This window comes from Paraburkholderia sp. J8-2 (assembly GCF_905220195.1).
GTDB lineage: Bacteria > Pseudomonadota > Gammaproteobacteria > Burkholderiales > Burkholderiaceae > Paraburkholderia.
The window spans coordinates 92218-113802 of record NZ_CAJMZA010000019.1 but is presented as its reverse complement, the minus strand read 5'-3'; the positions used below and the strand labels follow the sequence as shown (position 1 = coordinate 113802).

The window sequence follows — 21585 nt, the reverse complement described above, 5'->3', positions numbered from 1 at the left end:
GAGATTGCAGAAGGTGCGGCCAGCGGGGCCGGCCGCACCACGGCTTTACTTGTGGTAAATGCGCTGGCGCGTCGTTTCGAGGCGCGCAAGCAGCGTGTCGAGCTGCGACGGGTCGCTATAGAACTGCTGCATGGCCTTCATGCCTTCGTCGGCCATTTCCTTTTGCATGTCGCGGTCGTAGAACTGCGCAATGCCGCCGCGCGTGCTCGCGAGCGTCTGGAAGCCCACCTTGGAGATGGGATCGTCAGGCTCCGCGGCCTTGTTGTTCGAAGGCAACTGGCCCCAGCCGTGCGCGAGTTCGGCGTTGATCGCGGGCGTTTCCATGAAGGCCAGCAACCGGCGCGCGTCGGCCTTGTTTTTAGCCTTCGCAGGAATCAGCAGCACGTTCACGGGACCGTCTTCGGCCGTCGGCACATTGGCGTCGATGATCGGGAAGCGGAAGAAGCCCACGTCCTGCTTCATGTTCGCCGGGAAGCTGGCCGAGAAGAACGTGCCCATCAGCATCATCGCCGCCTTGCCGTTCACGAGCACCGGCGCGATCGAATCCACGTCGTATGAAAGCGCGTTCTCCATGAAGCAATGGTTGTCCATCATCGTCTTCCACGTGGTGTACACCTTCTTCACGCGCGGGTCGGTATAGGGAATCTGACCGGCCATCAACTGCTGATGGAACTCGTTGCCGTTGATGCGCAGGTCCAGATAGTCGAACCAGGCCGCCAGCGTCCAGCTATCGCGCGCGGCTACGGCAATGGGCTGCACGCCAATGGCGTTGAGCTTCTTGCAGCTTTCCAGCAATTCGTCGAAGGTCTTCGGCTCTGACTTGATGCCAGCCTTGGCGAACAGGTCCTTGCGGTAGAAGAAGCCATAGGCGTCATAGCCGAGCGGCGCGGCGTACTGCTTGCCGTTCCACGTGGACGCGCTCTTCACCGACGCGTACTGCTCGTTCCAGCCGTTCTTGGCCCAGTCCGGCGACAGGTCTTCCAGCAGGCCGCGCTCGGCGTAATAGGCCATGCGCTCGCCGTCGTGCCACGACACCACGTCGGGCGGATCGGTCGCGAGCCAGCCGCCCATCTGGACCTTGTAGGCCTCCTCCGTTATATAGGACACCTTGAGTGTCACGTCGGGGTTGGCCTTCTGGAACTTGTCGAAGGCGTCTTGCCATGTCGAGCGCTGGTTCGCGCGCGCCGAGACGTTGACGGTTAGCGTCCCGGCATTGGCGGCCATGCTCGTGAACGCGGTCGCCGCAACGATCGCAACGGCCGCCGAGGCGCGGGCCAGCGAACCGAACGTTTTCAAGCGATTAGAAAACATCTGTTGTCTCCTGGGTCGATCCATCCAACTTGCTGTTGGACTGCCTTTGTCGACTGACGGCACTCGCGCCGCCAGACCTGGTAACCCGCTCTGCCGGCGGGGTATAACGAAATCAGGCCAGCGCCGGCGCGTGCGCTATCGCAAGCTGGGGTAGTGCAACGCCTTCTGCGTCGAACAGATGGCACGCTTGCGGCGGCACGTGTACGCGGATGCGCTCGCCCACGCCAATGAGCGAGTCGCCCGGTGCTTTGGCGATCAGTGTGCCCGCCGCATGATCTCCGTGCAGATAGCTATGTTCGCCCAGGCGCTCCGCAATGACCGTTGCGCACGCAATCGATTGATCGTCGCCGGTCAGCCGCAGATGTTCGGGACGCACGCCCAGCGTGACGGGCTGGCCGCGCTGCAATGCGCGGCCGTCCACGCAGGCGAGCAGTGTCTCTCCACCGTTGAGCGCGATGCGCACGCCCTCCTCGTCCACCGTTTCGACGGTCGCATCGATGAAGTTCATGCGCGGCGAGCCGATGAACCCGGCCACGAAGCGCGACTTCGGATGGTGATAGAGATCGAGCGGCGCGCCGCTTTGCGCCACGCTGCCGTGGCGCTCCATGTCGGCGCCCGCGTGCAGCAGCACGATGCGGTCGGCAAGCGTCATCGCCTCGACCTGGTCGTGCGTGACATACACCACGCTCGCGTCTGTGAAACGCTGGTGCAGGCGCGCGATCTCCACACGCGTGTGGCTGCGCAATGCGGCATCGAGGTTGGAAAGCGGCTCGTCGAACAGGAACACGCCGGGCTCGCGCACGATCGCGCGGCCAATCGCAACGCGCTGCCGCTGCCCGCCGGACAGCGCCTTGGGATGCCGGTCGAGCAGCGCCTCCAGTTGCAGGCTGCGCGCGGCGTCGCGCACGCGGCGCTCGATCTCGGCCTTCGGCACCTTCGCGATCTTCAGGCCAAACGCGATGTTGTCGAACACCGTCATGTGCGGAAAGAGCGCGTAGCTCTGAAACACCATCGCCACGCCGCGCTCGGCGGCGGGCACGTCCGTCACCACGCGCGAGCCGATGCGCAATTCGCCTTCGCTCAATTCCTCGAGACCCGCGATCATGCGCAGCAGCGTGGACTTGCCGCAGCCGGAAGGCCCAAGGAACACACAAAACTCGTGATGCCCGATGTCGAGATCGACGCGCCGGACCACCGGAGGATGATCGCCGTAGCGTTTGCCGACGCCCGAGAGCTGTATCGTCGCCATGTTCTCGCCTCGAAATTTAAGCGCTTAAATTTTTCTGCTGAAAACAGCACGCAGCCCTTGCACAGCGGGCATTTAACCGCTTAAATTCGAATCCGGCATACTCGCGCATTCGTTGTCTCCGTTGATGTTGTGGGAGAAAAGTAGCAAACCCGGCCGCAGCATTGCAACATTTGAATCATCTTCCCTGAATGTGGGAAAGGTCCTCCATGGTCACCTTGTCAGAAGTCGCGCGCCGCGCTCGCGTTACCGCGGCGACCGTCTCGAACGTGCTGCGCAACCGCGAGAAGGTCCGTCCCGAGACAGCCGAGCGCGTGCTGCAGGCCATTGCCGAACTGGGCTACCGGCCCAACCTCAATGCGCGCGCGCTGGCGCAGGGCCGCTCCTCCACGCTCGCGCTCATGCTCTCGAACATCTCCAACCCGTTCTACCCCGAGTTCGTGCTCGCGGCCGAGCGCGCCGCGCGCAAGGCGGGTCACTTCCTCATGGTCTGCAACACCGACGACGACGCGCAAATCGGCCGTGCCTACCTGAACCAGATTGCGGGCACCTTCGCGGATGGCGTGCTCGTGATGAACACCGACATCGCCATGAACGAGCTGTGCATTTCGGCCATGCACAACGGCCCTATTCTGCTGGCGATGTGGGAGCACCCCGAAAATCCGCCCGTGCTGCCGTGCGTGGCCGTGGACTTCGCGCGCGCCGGTGCGCTCGCCGCGCAGCATCTGCTTGAGTTGGGACACCGGAATATCGCCATGCTGATCGGCGACGGCTGCGGCGGCTTGCAGGACGCGCGTTCGGAAGGATTCCGAACGGCCTTGCGCGAAGGCGGCGTGAATCCCGCAAGCGTGGCGCAGATGCAGGTGCGCGACTCGATCGACTCCGGCTACGCGGCCTGCCACGCATTGCTGGCGCAGCACCCGAATGTGAGCGCGATCTTCGCGACCAACGACCTGCTCGCGATCGGCGCGATTCAGGCGCTCGTCAGCATGGGGCGCGCCGTGCCCGATGATGTGTCCGTGATCGGCATCACCGACATTCAGCTCGCCCATCAGATGCGCCCTGCGCTCACCACGGTCGCGATCCAGACCGAGGCCGTGGCCGAACTGTCGATCCGCAGCCTGATCCGGCTGATCGCAGAACCGGAGCAGCAGCCGCCCATGGTGCTCGGGCCGCCGCCGGAGCTGGTCACGCGCATGTCCACGGGGCCGCGCAGGCGGCGCGCGCGGGCCTGAATGCGGTGTGGCGAAAACGCCACCGCGCCGAAAATTGAGACGCAAGGTCAAGCAGCCCCCGCCAAGCGCGCTACATTTGCGCTACAGCGAGACACGTCTGCCTGCTCCTGCGGCGGCTGGCCCGTCTGATGGACCGGATTCCTGCGTTCCGCATGGCAATGCCTGCCGGGGGAGAGGCAAGCCGTGCGCGGCATTTCATATGCCAGGAACGCACCGATTCGGGCCGTGCAGCCACCATGGCGACCTGAGAGAACCCAAAAAGAAAATGAGCATCCTGGCCAAACACGTGCCTCCGAAGATCACGGGGCTACTGCCCGCAGCGCTGGCAGACACGCAGCTCGACCACGTCGAGCGCATGGTCCAGTACTACACCCACCACGGCGACGCTGCGGTGGGCGGCTTCGACTACGCCTACTGGCGCAAGCGCCTGCGAGCCGTGGCCGAAACCTACGATCTCGTTGCGACCCAGCGCAAGCGCATCGTCGACCTGCTCGACCGGCTCGAACGCGACGCCCTGCTCAGTTTGCCGCCGCACGAGCGGGTCTGATCCGGCGCGCGCGGCCTCGCTCGACAGGTGCGGGCGAAGCGCCGACAATAAATGCCCTTTACGTGCGCGCGGTCCCGATGTGCGGGGCCGCGCGCGCAGACGTTCGCGCGCCTTGGCGCGCACAGGGCACACATGCAGGACACAAACGTAAGCAATCGACATTTCGACACGATCATCGTTGGCGCAGGCTCGATGGGGATGGCCGCCGGCTACTATCTGAGCCGCCTCGGCAACAAGGTGCTGCTGCTCGACGCCGGCGATCCGCCTCACGATCAGGGCGCGCATCACGGCGCCACACGCCTCATCCGCCACGCCTACGGCGAAGGCGCCGCCTACGTGCCGCTCGCCTTGCGCGCCCAGCAGCTTTGGGAAGACCTCGAGCAGCACGCGCAAACGGCCCTGTTCGTGCGCACGGGCGTCGTCAATATCGGCTCGCCCGGCGACGCGTTTCTGCGCGAGGTGCAGGCGAGCGCGGCCCGCTACGACATTGCGCTCGAAACGCTCGACGCAGCCACGGCCAGCCGGCGCTGGCCAGCATGGCGCCTCAGGCCGGAGCAGATCGCGAGCTTCGAACCCGGCGCGGGCGTGCTGTATTGCGAGCGCGCGATCAGCGCTTACCGCCAGCTCGCGACCGCGCTCGGCGCAACGCTCGGCACGAATACGCGTGTTGCACGCATCGAGTGCCATGGGCGCGAGAGCGTCAACGTCTGGACCGACAAGAACGAGAAGTTCACCGCGCGCGACCTGATCGTATGCGCCGGCAAATCGACTCGCGGCTTGCTCGCCCCGCTGGGCCTCGAGGTTCCGGTTACGCGCGTGCGCAAGAGCTTTGCGTGGTTCGAGGGCGAGCCCGGCCTCTTTGCGCCGGAGCGTTTTCCGGGCTTTTCCGTCGCCTCTGAAGTGGGGGCCTATTACGGCTTCCCCGATCTCGACGGCAGCGGCCTGAAACTGGGCCGGCACGATGGCGGCGAGCCCGTGGCGGCCGACGCCCCGCTCGCGCCATTCGGTGCGCAGCCGTCTGATCTCGGCGATCTCCAGGCCTTTCTGGAACGCTATTTACCTGGCGCGGGCAAGCTGCGCGTGGGCCGCGCATGCGAATACGACATGACGCCGGACGAGCATTTCATCATCGACCGGGTGCCCACCTGCCCGAACGTGCACGTCGCGACCGGCTTTTCCGGGCACGGCTTCAAGTTCGCCAGCGCGATCGGCGAGGCGCTCGCCGAGCGGATCACGCAAGGCGAAAGCCGCATCGACCTCGCGATGTTCGCGCGCAAGCGCTTCGCATGACGGGGCGGCCTTGGCCTAGTTCGCGGGAATCGTCACGACCGGCGCCTTGCTGCTCGTATCGGCTTCCGCGAGCGCCATGAGGTTTTGCAGCACCGTGAACGCATATTTCGAATCGAAGTCGGCGCGCTCGACCCAGTACGCCGTGCCGTCGTAGTCGATCGCCACATAGGCATCCGCCGGCGCCTTCGGCCCCTGATGCACGACGATGATCGGACGCGTTTCGCCGCCGATCAGTCCAACGGTCGGCTTCGTCGCGCCGCTCTGCACCTGGGCGTCCGGCACCTGAACCTGCGCGCCGATATTCGTGAGGATGCCGAGCACCGAGCGCGTGACCATCGGAATGCGGTTGCCGCCCTGCGCCGAGGGGCCGTAGACAATCTCGTAGGTGCGCGTGTCGGCCGCGAGATGGAGCAGTTCGCGCACGCGCGCAAGGTCCGCCGAAACCTGCGGCGACTGCGCGCTGTTCGTCGCGCCGAGCGCGAGAAACACGCTGTTCCTGCCGTTCTCGTTACGCGACTCCACGTTCAGCTCGCCGGCCAGTTGCAGGCGACGCAGTGCCTGCAGCAACTGGAAGAACCCGGCCGAGCCCGCGCTGCCGTCTCCACCCAGCGCGCTACCGTTCTGCAGCCCGCCGATCGATTGCGCGCTGATGCGCAACAGGAGATCGACCGGCATGCCGCCTTCGGCGAGCGGCATGATCAGTTCCGGCGCAAGCGGACGGATGTAGGCGGACGCGAACGCTTCGCCCGTGGTCGGCGAGAATGTGAAGGTCGGGCGATTCGACCAGGAGACGCTGCCGGTCGCCAGCGCATAGTTCGGTTCCGAGCCCGAGCCGATATTGCCGGTCGCGCCCGCCGTCGAGTCGAATTGATACGCCGCGATGATCGAACTCACCGTGAGGAAGGCGGGCGCATCGCCGTAACGCAATCCAACCACCGCCGCGAGAATTTCGCGCTTTTTTGCATCACCTAACGCTCTTGCGTAGTCGACCTGATCCGCGCGCAAGCGCGTCGGGCCGAGATGCACACATGCCGTGCCCAGCAAGGCCGAGCACGAAACCGCCAGAATCGTCGTTTTTGAAATCATTGCAAGCTTGCGCGGCCGGCCGCGCGCAGAGAGTGGGTCCGCGCGCACAGGTAGCAAGCGTTGTGCCCCGAAATTTCAGACGAGCAGGGAATTGCCGCTCAGCGGCTCGTGTTCTATCTGCGCGGCGCGCACGCCAGCGCCCTTGCCAGCAGCACTTCGCGGTCGCGCGCGTTTTGCGTGAGCGCGGCCGCGCGCTCGAATTCCGTGCGCGCCTCCGCACGGCGCCCGAGCTTGTCGAGCAAGTCGCCGCGCGTGGCCGGCAGCCACGGATAGTGGCGCAGCGCGGGCTCTGCGCACAGCGCATCGACAAGGTCGAGCGCCGCCTGCGGCCCTTGCGCCATGCCCACCGCCACCGCGCGATTCAGGCGCACGACGGGCGAGGCGTCGAGTTGCAAAAGCGCGTCATAGATCGAAACGATTTGCGCCCAGTCGGTCGCCGCCGCACTCGGCGCGCGCGCATGGCACGCCGCCAGCGCAGCCTGCAGGGCGTAGGGGCCCGGCGCAGCCGCGCAAGCCGCACCGCGCGCAATCGCGGCGAGTCCGCGCCGGATCAATAGCGCGTCCCACCGGCCGCGGTCCTGATCGGCGAGCAGCACGGCGCGCCCTGCGCGGTCCACGCGCGCGGGCAAGCGCGAAGCCTGCAGTTCCATCAGCGCAACGAGACCGTGCGCCTCGCCCTCGAGCGGAACGAGTTCCGCCAGCATGCGGCCAAGCCGCAGCGCTTCTTCGCACAGCGCGGGCCGTGTCCAGTCCGCGCCTGCCGTGGCCGCATAGCCTTCGTTGAAGATCAGGTAAATCACTTCGAACACCGAAGCAAGCCGCGGTTCGAGGTCGGCAAGCCGCGGCACTTCGAACGGGACCTTCGCGGCCGCGAGCGTGCGCTTGGCCCGCACGATGCGCTGCGCGACGGTCACCTCCGGCACGAGAAACGCGCGCGCGATCTCCGCCGTGGTGAGGCCGCCGAGCAAGCGCAGCGTGAGCGCGGCGCGCCCCTCCTTCGACAGCACCGGATGGCACGCTACGAACACGAGCCGCAGCAGATCGTCGCCGATTTCGTCCTCGCGCGCGGCGTCGAGCGCTTCGACGAAGTCGGGTGCGAAGTGCGCTTCGAGCGCTTCGAGATCCGCGCCCATCGCCTCGTGCGCGCGGGCATGCGAAGCCGCGCGACGCAGCCGGTCGAGCGCGCGATGTTTCGCGGCGGTCATGAGCCACGCTCCGGGGTTCTCGGGAATGCCGCTCGCAGGCCAGCTTTCGAGCGCGGCGACGAACGCGTCCTGCGCGATTTCCTCGGCCACGCCCACGTCGCGCACAATGCGCGCGGCGTGGGCGATCACCTTCGCCGACTCGATGCGCCACACGGCCTCGACCGCGCGGCGCGTGGCGGCGAATGCGTCCCGCTTGTCGCCTCGCCCGGTCACGAACCGTGCGCGCCCTTTTCAATCGCGGCCGGCGACATATACATCAGCTCCCAGATATGACCGTCGGGGTCTTCGAAACTGCGGCCGTACATGTCGGTGCCGTTTTCCATCGGCGGACGCTTCGACGTGCCGCCCGCCGCAAGCGCCTTGTCCACGAGCGTGTCCACTTCCTCACGCGACACGCACGAGAGGCACGTCAGCACCTCGGTGCTTTCGCGGGCGTCGACGAGCGCCTTGTCGGTGAAATTGCGCATGAAGCCGGTGGTGAGCAGCATGGCGTAGATGTTTTCGCCCAGCACCATGCAGGCGGCCTGGTCGTTGGTGAATTTCGGGTCGAACGTGAAGCCGAGCTGGCCGAAGAAGTCCATCGAGCGCTTGAGATCGCGCACGCCCAGATTGACGAAGATGTGCTTATGCATGAGTGTGTTCTCGCAGTGATCGATGAAAATGCTCAGGATGACTTACGTTGTTGCTGCAGCTGGCGAAAACTCTCCACGCCCTCGCACGCCGGAAATTCGTCGAGTTCGTAGAGCTGCCGCACTTCGACCTCACATTCAGCGCGGCCGAAGGGAGACGGGAAGCGGCGCGCCCATTCGATCGCTTCGTCGCGCGAGCGCACCTGGATCAGCGTATAGCCGGCAATCAGCTCCTTCGTCTCGGCGAACGGGCCATCGACGATCGTGGGTTTGCCGTTCGTGTAGTGCACGCGAAAGCCGCGAGAGCTTGGTTGCAGGCCCGAGGCGTCGAGCAGCACGCCCGCCTTCGCCAGTTCTTCGTGATAGCGGGCCATCTCGGCGAATATTTCCACGTCGTCGGGCGGCTCGCCCGCTTCGGTCAACGCGTTGGCGCGCACCATGATCATGAATCGCATTGTCTTCTCCTGAATGTGACGTTCGGGAATGGTCGAAGGCCCCCGTGGGGGCGCTCATGAACACGACGCGCGGCGCCCACGGAAATCGACAACGGACAGCGAAATTTATTACGTGCCAGGGGAAACTACCTGGGAAGACGCCGCTTCAGCGGAAGCACGGCCCGGTTTCACGCACTTCAATGCTCGCCCATTGCGCCGCGGGACAGCGCTGCGCGATGGCGAGCGCCTCGTCGCGCGTGGCGCAATCGACGAGAAAAAAGCCGCCGATCATCTCCTTAGCTTCGGCGAACGGACCGTCGACGATGCTCGTACGGCCTTCGCGCACCTGCACGCGGGCGCCGTTCGCGTCGGCGGTAAGCGCGTGCGCGTCGATCAGCTTGCCCTCGACGGCGAGTTGATCCGCGAACGCGACCATGCGCGCGTAGAGCGCCTCGCCTTCGGATTGCGCGCGCGTATCGCGCTGGCCTCGCGGTTCGGCGATGAGCAGCATGAATGGCATGAAGGTGTCCTCCCGGTCAGCCTGCGAACCTGAAAGGCAAGAGTCTATGCCAGAAGAACCGGCGGGCGTCGGGGCCGTGCGCGCCTGCAGGCGCTCACGCGTAGCGCGCGAGGAAGAGATCGGCGGACGATTCGGCAACCTGGCGCTGCTGCGCCTCGTCGAGCGGCGGCTGGCCCATCGCGACCTGCGGCCAGAAGGCGAATGCCTTCACGACGCCTTGCAGTTGCTGCGCGGCGAACGCCGGGTCGGCCGCCTTCAGGCGGCCATCGGCGGCGGCGGCGCGCACCCAGATCGTGAGGTCCTCTTCGCGCTCGCCAATGCGGGCCACCATGTCGCGCGCGCGTTCGGGCGAGTGGATGCCCGCGGCGATCGCCACGCGCGCGAGCTTGAAAAACGCCTCGTCGTTCAGGAGCCGCAGCTTGCGCATCAGCAATTCGATGAGCTGCGCGCGCAGCGGCTCGCCCGCGCGATAGGCCGGCGCGTCGGCGGTCGCGCTCGCGTCCCAGAGCTGGCACAGGATCGACGCGAACAGCGCCTCCTTGCTTGGGAAATGGTTGTAGACCGTGCGCTTCGAGACGCTCGCGCGCGCGGCAATACGGTCCATGCTCGTGGCGTCGAAGCCCGAGGTCAGGAATTCGTCGATGGCCGCCGCGACAATGGCGGCGCGCTTGCGGTCGGTCAGGCGCTGAGGGGTGGCTGGGGTGCAATCCATTTCAAAATCTTACACCACATAGTTTACTTTTCGCCAGTTTAAACTACACTGTGTAGTCTACTTCACGCTCCCAGAGGCAGCCGCCGCCATGACCTCGCCTTTCGCATCGCTGAGCCGTACCTTGGGCCTGAGTGCCGCACAACGCGGCCGCGAGCTCTCGCACACTTCGCCGCAACATGACGGCGAGCGCTTTCGCAACGTGCGTCCGCGTCCGGCCGAGGGCCTTGGCAAGACGCTGAAGATCATGTGGAACATGATCTTTCATAAGCCGGGCGGCACCATGCCCGCCGGCGCGCTGCCCGTGCACACGCTCACGCGCGAGCAACTCGCCGCCGCGCCCGACCGCAGCGTCTACCGGCTTGGCCATTCCACGCTGCTCTTCAAGCTGCGCGGCCACTACTGGCTCACCGACCCCGTGTTCGCCGAGCGCGCCTCGCCGTTTCAGAACCTCGGGCCGAAGCGCTTTCACGCGCCGCCCATCGCGCTGGCCGACCTGCCGCCGTTGCGCGGCGTGATCCTCTCGCACGACCACTACGACCACCTCGACCGCGAAACCGTACTCGCGCTCGCCGCGACGACGGGCGTCTTTCTCACGCCGCTTGGCGTGGGCGACCGGCTCATCGATTGGGGAATCGACGGTGCGAAGGTGCGCCAGTTCGACTGGTGGCAAGGCGCGAGCGTCGAGGGCATTGAATTCACCGCTACGCCGGCGCAGCACTTCTCGGGGCGCAGCCTGTTCGACGGCAACAGCACGCTGTGGGCTTCATGGGTGATCGCCGACGCCAACCTGCGCGTGTTCTTCAGCGGCGACACCGGCTACTTCGACGGCTTTCGCACGATTGGGGAGCGGCTAGGCCCGTTCGACGCGACGTTCATCGAGACGGGGGCGTACGACCCGCACTGGCCGTACGTCCACATGCAGCCCGAGGAAACGGTGCAGGCGCACGTGGATTTGCGCGGCGACTGGCTCGTGCCGATTCATAACGGCACATTCGATCTGGCGATGCATCGCTGGCAGGACCCGTTCGAGCGCGTAACCGGCCTCGCGCTTGCGCGCGGCGTGACGCTCTCCACGCCGCGCATGGGCGAACGGTTCGATCTGGCGCAGCCGCATCGCGGCGAGCGCTGGTGGCGTGAGGTGGCCGATAGCGCAGAAAGCACGAAGGCGCCGCGTGCTTTGCGCCGGTGGTTTGGCTGTCGCGATGCGGGTGAAGCTCAGTCCTCGTAGCGCTCGCGCCTGTCCCTCCTCACCGCTGCCCGCGCGCCGCTCAGCTAAACGAACGCGCGCGGGCACGCCAACTGCTCGTTCCCCGCTTCTTCCCCTTCCTTCCCAAAGTCTCCTAAGCTTTTGCATCGGACGGCCGCGCATCGCGCCCGCGCGCCGCATCGCACCCCATTACCCTTAACGGGATTTCCCCAGGCTGACAGCCCCCGATTTCTGGCATTAAATAAATCAACTTGATTTATTTAGTCGGCGACGGATACCCCGAACGCCGACACTCCCTTCAGCTTTGCATGGGAGCTTTGCATGGGACCGGAGTCAGTGCTGAAACACTAACTCCGGGTCGACAGGAGGAGACAAGTGAGAAGTCCGCATGTCGGTCAGGGCAGCAATTCCGCCAACGTCCGCCGCTTCAACGAACGCCTGCTGCTGCAGGCGCTGCGTCGCGCGGGCGAGGCGTCGAAGGCCGATCTCGCGCGTCTCGCGAATCTCACGAGCACGGCGGTCGGCACCATCATCACGTCGCTCACGGCCAATGGCCTGATCGAGGTGAGCGGCCGCCGCGACGGTCAGCGCGGCCAGCCCGCCTCGCTCCTGCGCCTCTCGCCGCGTGGCGCGTTCGCGATCGGCGTGCGGCTCGACCGGACCAACATCGAAACCGTCCTCGTCGATTTCGCGGGTCAGATGATCGAGCGCCGCTCGCGCGACATGCTGCTGCCGCAACCCTCGGTCGCGCAAGAAATCGTGCAGCGAGACATCGCCGAACTATTAGGGTTACTGACGACCGAGGAGCGCAGCCGCCTGGCCGGCATTGGCGTGGCGCAGCCGTACAACCTCGGCAGCTGGCTGCGCGAGCTGGGCCTGCCCACCGACACCTTCCGCGTGTGGAACGACGTGGACTTCGCGGGCGAACTCGCACGCGCCACGGCGCTGCCCGTGTTCAGCGAAAACGACGGCAATGCAGCCGCCATCGCCGAGATTTTCTACGGCTGCGGGCGCCAGCGCGACGACTTCCTCTATCTGTTCCTCGGCCCGGCGATTGGCGGCGGCATCGCCATCGACGGCGACTGCGTGCGCGGCCTCACCGGCAACGCGGGCGACTTCGCGGTGATGCCCGTGCCGCCAAGCCGCCTGCCCTCCGCGCACAAGCCGGCGGGCCAGTGGGACATCCTGCTTTCGCGCGCTTCGCTCATCGCGCTGCGGCGTCACCTGCAGTATTGCGGCGAGACGATCGACAGCCGCGCCGATCTCGAAGCCTGCATCGCGCGCGGCCACCCCGGCGTGCAGGAATGGCTCGACGACTGCATCGATGCGCTCGCCCCCGCACTGCGTTCCGCCTTCTGCGTGCTCGACGTGCCCGCCGTAGTGCTCGACGCCGACGTGGACGCGGGCCTCATCGACACGCTCATGCAGCGCCTGCGCCTCGCGGTGGCGGCCACCGCGCCTGAGGCGCGCGGCACACCCGCCCTCGTGCGCGGCACCTTCGGACCCGATGCGGGCGCGCTCGGCGCGGCCACGCTGCCCATGTTTTTCAACTTTTCGCCGCGCGCGGGCATCCTCATGGGCGCCGGCGCACAAACTTACGCACAAGCGCAGGAGGAGAGCCATGTCGCCCTCTGAGTCCACGCCGCCGCTGCTGGAAATGCGGGGCATCAGCAAAACGTTTCCGGGCGTACGCGCGCTCGACAACGTGCGCCTCACCGTCTTTCCCGGCGAGGTCCACTCGCTCATGGGCGAGAACGGCGCAGGCAAGTCCACGTTGATGAAGATTCTCTCCGGCGCCTATCAGGCCGACCCCGGCGGCGAGATTCTCATCGAAGGCAAACCGGTCGTGATCGATGGGCCGCACGCCTCGCGCGAACTGGGCGTGGCGGTGATCTATCAGGAGCTGAGCCTCGCGCCCAATCTCTCGGTCGCGGAGAACATTCATGCCGGCCGCGAGCTGCGCAAAGGCGGCCGCCGCTTCGGCACCGTCGACCGCCGCGCCATGGAGCGTGGTTGCGAAGATGTGCTCAAGCGCCTCGGCGCGAGCTTCGGGCCCACCACGCTGGTCGGCTCGCTTTCCATCGCCGAGCGCCAGCTCGTGGAGATCGCGCGCGCCGTGCATAGCGACGCCCGCATCATCGTGATGGACGAGCCCACCACGCCGCTGTCGTCGCGCGAAACGGAACGTCTCTTCAAGCTGATCAACCAGCTTCGCGACGAAGGGCTGGCGATCATCTACATCAGCCACCGCATGGCTGAGATCTACGAACTGTCGGACCGCGTGTCCGTGCTGCGCGACGGCACCTACGTGGGCACGCTCATGCGCGACGCGCTCAACGCGGAAAGCCTCGTGAGCATGATGGTGGGCCGCGATATTTCGGGCTTCTACAAAAAGGCGCATGCCCCCTACGATCCGGGCAAGGCCGTGCTCACCGTGCGCGACGTGGCCGACGACAAGCGCGTGCGCGGCTGCAGCCTCGACCTGCACGCGGGCGAAGTGCTGGGCATTGCCGGCCTCGTCGGCGCGGGCCGCACCGAGCTTGCACGCCTGATCTTCGGCGCGGAGCCGCGCGTGCGTGGCGAGATCGCCATCGACGGCAAGACGCTCCATGTACACACGCCGCGCGATGCGATCAACGCGGGCCTCGTGTATCTGACCGAGGACCGCAAGCATCAAGGCCTCTTTCTCGACATGAGCGTGCGCGACAACATCAACGTGGCCGTGGCCGGGCGCGACGCGCGCATGGGCGTGCTCGACCTCGCGCGCGGCGGCGAGCGCGCGAAGGAAGCCATCCGCTCGCTCTCCATTCGCGTGCCGAACTCGCGCGTGAACGTGGGCGCGCTCTCGGGCGGCAACCAGCAGAAGGTGCTGCTGTCGCGGCTGCTGGAAACGAAGCCGCGCGTGCTGATTCTCGACGAGCCCACGCGCGGCGTTGATATTGGCGCGAAGTCCGAGATCTACCGCATCATCAACGACCTCGCCAAAACCGGCGTGGGCATCATCGTGATTTCGAGCGAACTGCCCGAGATCATCGGCGTGGCCGATCGCGTGCTCGTCATGCGTGAAGGCGAATTCGCCGGGGAGCTTGGCGGCTATACGGGTAAGCCGATCACCCAGCAAGCGATCATAGAACTCGCCACCGGCTCGCAGCAACCGCTCGGCGAAGCCGCTTGACCTTCACCGCATACGCAAGAAACGTCCCTCAGGAGTACGACATGAAAAGCATTCTTCCCCGGCACGGTGTCGCGGCCTCGCCCACGCAGCCCGCACAAGGCGCTCAACCCGCACGCAGCGTCGCGGTCGACGGCCACCGCCAGCGCATGAAGTCGCTCGTGCGCACGGCTGGCATGCTGCCGGTGCTGGTGCTGCTGTGTATCGGCTTCGGTGTGCTGACCGATGGCTTCTTCACGCTGGAGAATCTTTCGATCGTCACGCAGCAGGCGTCGATCAACATCGTGCTGGCCGCCGGCATGACCTTCGTGATTCTCACGGGCGGCATCGACCTCTCGGTGGGTTCCGTGCTGGCCGCCGCGGCCATGGCCGCGATGATCGGCTCGAACATCGCGGGCTGGGGCTGGCTCGGCGTGCCCATGGCGCTCGCGGTGGGGCTCGGCTTCGGCCTCATCAACGGCGCGCTCATCTCGCTCCTGCGCCTGCCGCCGTTCATCGTCACGCTCGGCTCGCTCACGGCGGTGCGCGGCATTGCGCGCCTCATGGGCCACGACACGACGATCTTCAACCCGCAGCTCTCGTTCGCATTCATCGGCAACGGCACGGTGCTCGGCGTGCCCTGGCTCGTGATCATCGCGCTCGTCGTGGTGGCCGGCTCGTGGTTCGTACTACGCCGCACGGTGCTCGGCCTGCGCATCTACTCGGTGGGCGGCAACCCGGAAGCGGCGCGCCTCTCCGGCATCAAGGTGTGGGGCATCGAGATGTTCGTCTATGCCATCTCGGGTCTGCTCGCGGGTCTTGGCGCGGTGATGTCCGCCGCCCGGCTCTACGCGGCCAACGGCCTGCAACTGGGCCAGTCCTATGAACTCGATGCGATCGCCGCGGTCATCCTGGGCGGCACGAGCTTCGTGGGCGGCGTAGGCTCGATCATCGGCACGCTGATCGGCGCGCTCATCATCGCAGTCCTGACCAATGGGCTCGTGCTGCTCGGCGTCTCGGACATCTGGCAGTACATCATCAAGGGCCTCGTGATCGTCGGCGCCGTGGCGCTGGACCGCTACCGCCAGCGTGGCTCGGCCCGCACGTGAGCCACTGAATCCGTCAACGGACAGAAACAGGCGCGAGCGCAGGCGGTCCTGCTGCGCTCGCCGGGAAAGCACTCAAACAGGACCCAAGCAGGCCCCCCTCAGGAGACAACCTCATGTTCAAGAAAAAAGCCGTTCTCGCCGCTGCCGCCCTCACATTTGGCTTCGCACTGCAGGGCGCACATGCCGCCGACAAGCAGCTCAAGTCGATCGGCATTACCGTGGGTTCGCTCGGCAATCCCTACTTCGTGACGATCGTGCAGGGTGCGCAGGCGAAGGCCAAGGAGATCAACCCGAGCGCCAAGGTCACGGCCGTTTCCGCCGACTACGACCTCAACAAGCAGTTCACGCAAATCGACAACTTCATTTCGGCGCACGTGGACATGATCCTGCTGAACGCGACCGATCCGAAGGCGATCGAACCGGCGGTGAAGAAGGCCCAGGCGGCCGGCATCGTGGTGATGGCGGTGGACGTGAGCGCCGCGGGCGCCAACGCCACCGTACAAACAGACAACGTGAAGGCCGGAGCGATTTCGTGCGAATACCTCGAAAAGAAGCTCAACGGCAAGGGTAATGTGATCATCCAGAACGGCCCGCAGGTCTCGGCCGTGATCGACCGCGTGAACGGCTGCAAGCAGGTGCTCGCCAAGGCGCCGGGCATCAAGATCCTCTCCGACGACCAGGACGCCAAAGGCTCGCGCGAAGGCGGCATGAATGTGATGCAGGGCTATCTCACGCGCTTCCCGAAACTTGACGGCGTGTTCGCCATCAACGATCCGCAGGCCATTGGCAGCGACCTCGCCGCGAAGCAACTGCACCGCACCAACATCGTGATCACCTCGGTGGATGGCGCGCCCGATATCGAAACGGCGCTCAAGACCGACACGCTCGTGCAGGCTTCGGCAAGCCAGGACCCGTACAAGATGGCGCAAACGGCCGTGCAGGTGGGCTACGACATCATGAACGGCAAGAAGCCCGCCAACCCGATGATCGAAATGACGCCTCAGCTCGTCACGCGCGACAACGTGGGCAGCTACAAGGGCTGGTCGTCGCACTAAGCACTTAGCGCCAAGCGCTCCCGGAAGGCGACCGTGCCCGCAGGCGTTACGCGAGCACGGCGTCCTTCGTCACCACGCGGCGCGGAATGATCTTCAGCTCGTAGAACGTGTCCGCGATCTTCTGCTGCTGCGCGATCACGGCGGCGTCGATAGGCCGGTACTCATGCGCGTAGTGCGTGAGGCCGGTCTGGATCGTCGCCGCATCCAGCCCCTGGATCGGCGAGAGCTTCGCGGCGGCCGCCGCCGTGTTGGCGCGCACCCACTGCCCCGTCTTGCCGAGTTCGTCCAGCGCGATCGCGAGGGCGTCCTTGCGGTTCTGCGCGAATTCGCGCTGGCTCAAGAAGAACTGGTGATGGCTCGCCACGCCGCTGGCATCGGCGACGAGGCGCGCGCCATCCTGCGCTTCGACGGCGGCGAGGAACGGGTCCCAGATCGCCCAGGCGTCGATGGCGCCGCTTTGCAGCGCCGCGCGCGCGTCGGCGGGTGCGAGGAATACGGGTTGCACGTCGGCGATGGAAAGGCCGTGCTTTTGCAGCAGCGCGACGAGAAACCAATGCACGTCCGAGCCGCGATTCAGGCCGATTTTCTTGCCCTTCAGCCCAGCCACGTCCTGGATCGGCGACTGCTTCGCCACGACCACGCCCTCTGCGTGCGGCGTGGGCAGTTCGTACGCCGTGTAGACGAAATCCGCGCCCGCGGCCTGAGCAAACACGGGTGGCGCTTCGCCCACGTAACCAAAGTCGATCGCGCCCACGTTCAGGCCTTCGAGCAATTGCGGGCCGGCCGGGAACTCGGTCCATGACACCTTGATGCCGAGCGGCGCGAGGCGCGTTTCCAGCGTGCCGTTCGCCTTGAGCAGCACGAGCGTGCTCGCGGCCTTCTGGTAGCCGATGCGGAACTGGTCGGGCTGATATTTCGCGAATGCGGTGGCGGGCAGCGCCGCGCCGGCGAGCGTCGCGCCCAGCGTGGCGAGAAAATGGCGGCGTGACCAGGTTGCAGGATGCGTGGGGCGAGTCATGTTCGGCTAATCCGTGTTGGCTTTGGGCATGCACCCACACGGCGCAGCCATCGAACCGTCGATGCTACCGGCATACACGGGCTCCCAGAACCGATGTTTCGCGCTAAGCAAATCACCCCAGCGGGAATGCGCGCCCGCGTACACCGCGCCTGAGCCCTAAACACCCGCCGTCATGTGCGGATCGGGCGCCATATGCGCCCCGTTCGCGCGATACCAGCGCATGAACGCCTCCGAGCGCATGGGCTTCGCGTAGAAAAAGCCCTGTATGTATGTGACGCCGCGCGTGCACAGATAGTCGCGTTGCACCTGGGTTTCCACGCCTTCCGCCACGAGCCGCGCCCCGAGGCTATGCGCAAGGTCGATGATGGCGTCGAGCACCGCCGCCTTCTTGCCTTCCGGATCGATCGTGAGCACGAAGCCCCGATCGATCTTCAGGATATCGAATGGAAATTTCTCGAGATACGAGAGCGAGCAATACCCGGTGCCAAAGTCGTCGATAGCGACGTTGACGCCCTCGTGCCGCAAGGTCAAGAGGCTGTTGCGCGCCTGCTCGGTATTGCACACCAGCGTGCGTTCGGTAATTTCCACCGTGATCGCCGCGCCGCGCTGCGCCACCGCCGTGCGCAGCCGCCGCACGTCGCTCACGAGCTGCTCGCCCGACAAATGCTCGGGCGCGAAATTGACCCCGAGGTGAAAGCCCGGCGCGATGTCCCACGCCGCGACGTCGCGCGCGATGAGCTTCAGCAGATGCTGCGTGAGCGGCACGATCACGTGCTCTTCTTCAGCCGCCTGGATGAACTCGTCCGGGCGCGTCGCACCCTGGCCTGGCCGCACCCAGCGCAGCAACGCCTCCACGCCCTCGCACCGCTGCGTCGCCACGCCGTAGAGCGGCTGGTATTCGACGTGGAATTCGTTCGCGCGCATGCCCCTCAGCAGTTGATCGCGGCGCGACCGCCCGTTTTGCTGCAAACGCCGCACGAGCCATACGAGCAGCGCGGAGAGCGCGGCCGCCCATGGCAGATAGCGCAGCAGCAGAGCGCCCCACGCTTCGTTGATGCGCTCGGGCCGCCCATAGATCTTCAGGTCGATCGTGGTGCCCGACATGCGCTTTTGCACGTCGGCCAGCAACGGCGCGCCGCGCACGTTCACGAGCGCCATGGCTTCGCGCAACACGGTGCCCTCGCCCACGCTCAACTCGGCCTGGCGAAATACCGTGAGCGGCGCGGCGCCATGCAGCAGGTCCAGCAGATACTGCACATCCACCACGGCCACGACCGCGCGCCCCGCTTCGCCCGCTACGCCAACCAGCAGCGAGGGGCGGTTGCGCACCATCGGCGTGTCGTTGACGATCCTGAGCCATTCGCCGTTCGAGGGCGGCACATAGCCGTTGAGCACGCCGTTGGCGGGAATCGAGTGTTGCGCGAGTGCAGACGAGCAGGTGAAGCGGCCGCCATACAGGATGTTGAGTGTGCGCACATAAGGCACGGCGGCGGCCTTGAGCGTGAGGTCCGGCGAGAGCGTCTCGCATGCCTCGGCCGCGCGCGGCGCGAGCGTGTGGGCCGCGCTCTGCGCTGTCTCGACGATCGAGACGACCTGCCCAACGATGAACGTGGAAGCGAGCGTCGCCTCGCGCCGCGCAATACGCTCGGCCTCGTAGCGTCCGAGCGCCACACACAGCACGATCGGAATCAGCGCCACGAGCAGCAGCACGAGCAAACGCGACACTCGCGCGCGGACTGCGCCGGGGTTGGGCGAGACTTCGGGCAAAGCGTCCTCCGCACCTGGGCCGTCATGGAAGGCGGCTACGGTATGGCGCCAACATACACCAACGCGCGCGCTGCGCGCGTGCGCGGTGCCCGGCGCACGCGAACGTCAGCTAACGTGGCCGCGCGTTATGCGCATTCGATGCGATTACGTCCGCCTTTTTTCGCGCGGTAGAGTGCGAAGTCGCTGCGCGTGAGCGTGGCTTCGGCGCTCATGTCGGCGGCGTTCATGAGCGTGATGCCGATGCTCACGGTAAGCGCCACGACCTCGCCCACCACCGCGAGCGGTTGCGCGGCGAAGCGCTCCTGTATGCGCTGCGCGACGCTATGCGCGCCTTCGAGGTCGGTGGCCGCGAGCAGGATCGCAAACTCCTCGCCGCCGATACGGCCGGCCAGGTCGCCCACGCGCAACTGCGTGCGCAGGATCTCGGCGAAATGGCGCAGCACGTCGTCGCCGATCGCGTGGCCCCAGCGGTCGTTGATCGACTTGAAGTGGTCGAGGTCGCACATCATCACGGCCGCACTGGCGCCGCCGCGCCGCGCCTGCGCAAGCTGCGCCTCGACGCGGGCCATGAAGTGACGGCGGTTGGCCAGACGCGTGAGGCCGTCGGTGCTCGCGAATTCCTGCAGTTCGGCTTCGATACGCTTGCGCTCGGTCGCTTCCGTGATGAAGCCATGCCAGACCGTCGTGCCGTTGGCGAGCCGCTGCGGCCTCGCATCGCCCTGGCGCCAGCGCAAGCCCTGCTGCGGCAGCAGCACGCGAAACTCCAGATGCCACGGCGTGAGGTTCGCCGCCGACTGCTCGAACGAGGCGCGCCATGCGTCGAGATCGTCGGGATGAATCAGCGCGTCGATGCACGCCGTGTCGTGCGCGGCCTGCGCGGGCGTGAGTTCGAAGATTTCCGCGATGCCCGCACTCGCATAGGAGAACAACGCGTGGCCGCCGGACGTCTGGCGGCGCTGGAACACGAGGCCCGGCACCTCGTTCGTGAGATTCGTGATGAGCGCCGCGCTCTCGCGCAAACGCTCGGCCATCTCGCGCATCGAGGTGATGTCCGTGGTCGTGCCGATCATGCGCAGCGCACGTCCGTTCGCGTCGCGGCTCATGACCTTGCCGCGGCTGCAGATCCACTTGTAGCGGCCGTCCTTGCAGCGAATGCGGTGCTCGACCTCATAGGTCGGCGTGCGGCCTTCGAAGTGCGCCTGCATCGCTGCCTTCACGTACTCGGCGTCTTCGGGATGCAGCCGCAGATAGCTGTCTTCGATACGACTCGTCAACTCGTGCCCGGCGTAGCCGAGTATTGCCTTCCAGCCCTCCGAATAGCGGATCTCGCCCGTCACCACGTCGCGGTCCCAGATACCTGTGCCGCTGCCGTCGATGGCGTGCGCGAGCAGGCGTTCCTGCTCGCGCAATGCCTCGAGTTCGGCATACAGCGCGGGTTCGTCTGTGGCGGGAACGTCGATGTCGCGGCTCGTGGCGCGCGCTGGCCGCGCGGCCAATGCGGCCGCCACGTGCGCAAAGTCGCCGAGGCTCGCGCGAGCGGCGGCGTCCAGCTCACGCGGGGCGGGGTCGATCAGGCAGAGGCTGCCGACGTGCTCGCCCTGCGCGCCGTACAAGGGCCATGCGGCCACGAACCGAAGCGGCTTGCTTGCGTGCGCAAGCACAGAGCACCAGGCGGGGTCAGCGGAAATATCGGGCACGATGAGCGGCTCCCGTGCGCCGCTTTCGCTGGTCGGATGCGCAAGTGTGCGCAGTGCTTCGTAGACCGTCTCGTCCACGCCGGCGCCGCGCCCGTGCACGGCGGGCGCCTCGCCGGGCACCACGCAGGCTGCCGCCACCCCGAAATGCGCCGCGACGAGGCGCAACAGGCCATCGACCAACGGGTCCGCCGTTGCGTGCCCGGCGCCGGGCAAAACCGCATGATCGTGCGAGCGCAACGGCTCGCGCGGGTCGGCGTCCGGCTCCCGCACCCCGGCATACGCGGCATCGCTTACGGGGGGCACGGCCTCGGGCGTCGACGAGGGAACGGTCATGGCAGGCGCTCAAACAGGAAATTCGAGCGCCTA

At 66.4% G+C, this 21585-nt stretch carries 19 protein-coding genes; 8 read left to right on the top strand and 11 right to left on the bottom strand.

Features of this window, described 5'->3' with window-relative positions; all coding sequences use genetic code 11:
- Positions 1-45: 45 nt before the first annotated feature.
- Both U5A52_RS30090 and U5A52_RS30085 read right to left on the bottom strand, forming a co-directional pair.
- Positions 46-1311 carry an ABC transporter substrate-binding protein gene (locus U5A52_RS30090; RefSeq protein ID WP_321915588.1) on the bottom strand — a complete coding sequence of 422 codons (1266 nt, stop codon included), beginning with the start codon at positions 1309-1311 and terminating at the stop codon, positions 46-48.
- Between the two features lie 112 nt (positions 1312-1423).
- Positions 1424-2560, bottom strand: a complete 1137-nt coding sequence (locus U5A52_RS30085) for a sn-glycerol-3-phosphate ABC transporter ATP-binding protein UgpC (RefSeq protein WP_321937339.1) — start codon at positions 2558-2560, stop codon at positions 1424-1426.
- 206 nt (positions 2561-2766) lie between these two features.
- On the opposite strand from U5A52_RS30085, the gene U5A52_RS30080 reads away from it, so the two are divergent.
- The 3 genes from U5A52_RS30080 (at position 2767) to solA (ending at position 5629) form a co-directional block, all read left to right on the top strand.
- Positions 2767-3792, top strand: coding sequence for a LacI family DNA-binding transcriptional regulator (locus U5A52_RS30080; RefSeq protein ID WP_321937337.1), 1026 nt, complete (start codon positions 2767-2769; stop codon positions 3790-3792).
- A gap of 265 nt (positions 3793-4057) precedes the next feature.
- Positions 4058-4339, top strand: coding sequence for a hypothetical protein (locus tag U5A52_RS30075; RefSeq protein ID WP_321937336.1), 282 nt, complete (start codon positions 4058-4060; stop codon positions 4337-4339).
- Positions 4340-4471: 132 nt separating this feature from the next.
- Entirely contained in the window at positions 4472-5629 is a 1158-nt protein-coding gene (solA, locus tag U5A52_RS30070; RefSeq protein ID WP_321937333.1) for an N-methyl-L-tryptophan oxidase, read from the top strand.
- 15 nt (positions 5630-5644) lie between these two features.
- On the opposite strand, the gene U5A52_RS30065 is transcribed toward solA, so the two are convergent.
- The 6 genes from U5A52_RS30065 to U5A52_RS30040 form a co-directional block, all read right to left on the bottom strand.
- Positions 5645-6715: a hypothetical protein gene (locus U5A52_RS30065; protein ID WP_321915583.1), complete on the bottom strand. Its 1071-nt coding sequence runs from the start codon at positions 6713-6715 to the stop codon at positions 5645-5647.
- A 113-nt stretch (positions 6716-6828) separates the two neighbouring features.
- Positions 6829-8133 (bottom strand): RNA polymerase sigma factor, encoded by a 1305-nt coding sequence (locus U5A52_RS30060; protein ID WP_321937331.1) that lies wholly within the window; start codon positions 8131-8133, stop codon positions 6829-6831.
- Positions 8130-8552: a VOC family protein gene (locus U5A52_RS30055; RefSeq protein WP_321915581.1), complete on the bottom strand. Its 423-nt coding sequence runs from the start codon at positions 8550-8552 to the stop codon at positions 8130-8132. The genes U5A52_RS30060 and U5A52_RS30055 overlap by 4 nt, the downstream gene beginning before the upstream one ends.
- 32 nt (positions 8553-8584) lie before the next feature.
- Entirely contained in the window at positions 8585-9004 is a 420-nt protein-coding gene (locus tag U5A52_RS30050; protein WP_321915580.1) for a YciI family protein, read from the bottom strand.
- 145 nt (positions 9005-9149) lie between these two features.
- Positions 9150-9503, bottom strand: coding sequence for a YciI family protein (locus U5A52_RS30045; RefSeq protein ID WP_321915579.1), 354 nt, complete (start codon positions 9501-9503; stop codon positions 9150-9152).
- Between the two features lie 94 nt (positions 9504-9597).
- Positions 9598-10215: a TetR/AcrR family transcriptional regulator gene (locus U5A52_RS30040; protein ID WP_321915578.1), complete on the bottom strand. Its 618-nt coding sequence runs from the start codon at positions 10213-10215 to the stop codon at positions 9598-9600.
- A gap of 88 nt (positions 10216-10303) precedes the next feature.
- Between U5A52_RS30040 and U5A52_RS30035 the strand changes: the two genes are divergently transcribed.
- From U5A52_RS30035 to U5A52_RS30015, 5 genes are all read left to right on the top strand, one after another.
- Positions 10304-11443, top strand: coding sequence for an MBL fold metallo-hydrolase (locus U5A52_RS30035; protein ID WP_321937329.1), 1140 nt, complete (start codon positions 10304-10306; stop codon positions 11441-11443).
- Between the two features lie 354 nt (positions 11444-11797).
- Positions 11798-13057 carry an ROK family transcriptional regulator gene (locus U5A52_RS30030; RefSeq protein WP_158762746.1) on the top strand — a complete coding sequence of 420 codons (1260 nt, stop codon included), beginning with the start codon at positions 11798-11800 and terminating at the stop codon, positions 13055-13057.
- Positions 13044-14597 (top strand): sugar ABC transporter ATP-binding protein, encoded by a 1554-nt coding sequence (locus U5A52_RS30025; protein ID WP_321915576.1) that lies wholly within the window; start codon positions 13044-13046, stop codon positions 14595-14597. Before U5A52_RS30030 ends, U5A52_RS30025 begins: the two co-directional genes overlap by 14 nt.
- Positions 14598-14638: 41 nt before the next feature.
- On the top strand, positions 14639-15682 hold the full coding sequence (locus U5A52_RS30020; protein ID WP_321915575.1) for an ABC transporter permease subunit: 1044 nt from the start codon (positions 14639-14641) through the stop codon (positions 15680-15682).
- A 113-nt stretch (positions 15683-15795) separates the two neighbouring features.
- A complete protein-coding gene (locus U5A52_RS30015) occupies positions 15796-16737 on the top strand; it encodes an ABC transporter substrate-binding protein (protein ID WP_321915574.1) in 942 nt (313 codons plus the stop codon).
- 46 nt (positions 16738-16783) lie between these two features.
- Here U5A52_RS30015 and U5A52_RS30010 read toward each other — a convergent pair whose 3' ends face one another.
- The 3 genes from U5A52_RS30010 to U5A52_RS30000 all read right to left on the bottom strand — a co-directional run bounded on the left by U5A52_RS30010 (position 16784) and on the right by U5A52_RS30000 (position 21552).
- Entirely contained in the window at positions 16784-17755 is a 972-nt protein-coding gene (locus tag U5A52_RS30010) for a sulfonate ABC transporter substrate-binding protein (RefSeq protein ID WP_321937327.1), read from the bottom strand.
- Between the two features lie 156 nt (positions 17756-17911).
- Positions 17912-19522, bottom strand: coding sequence for an EAL domain-containing protein (locus U5A52_RS30005; protein WP_321937325.1), 1611 nt, complete (start codon positions 19520-19522; stop codon positions 17912-17914).
- A 125-nt stretch (positions 19523-19647) separates the two neighbouring features.
- On the bottom strand, positions 19648-21552 hold the full coding sequence (locus U5A52_RS30000; RefSeq protein WP_321937323.1) for a diguanylate cyclase: 1905 nt from the start codon (positions 21550-21552) through the stop codon (positions 19648-19650).
- Positions 21553-21585 lie beyond the last annotated feature (33 nt).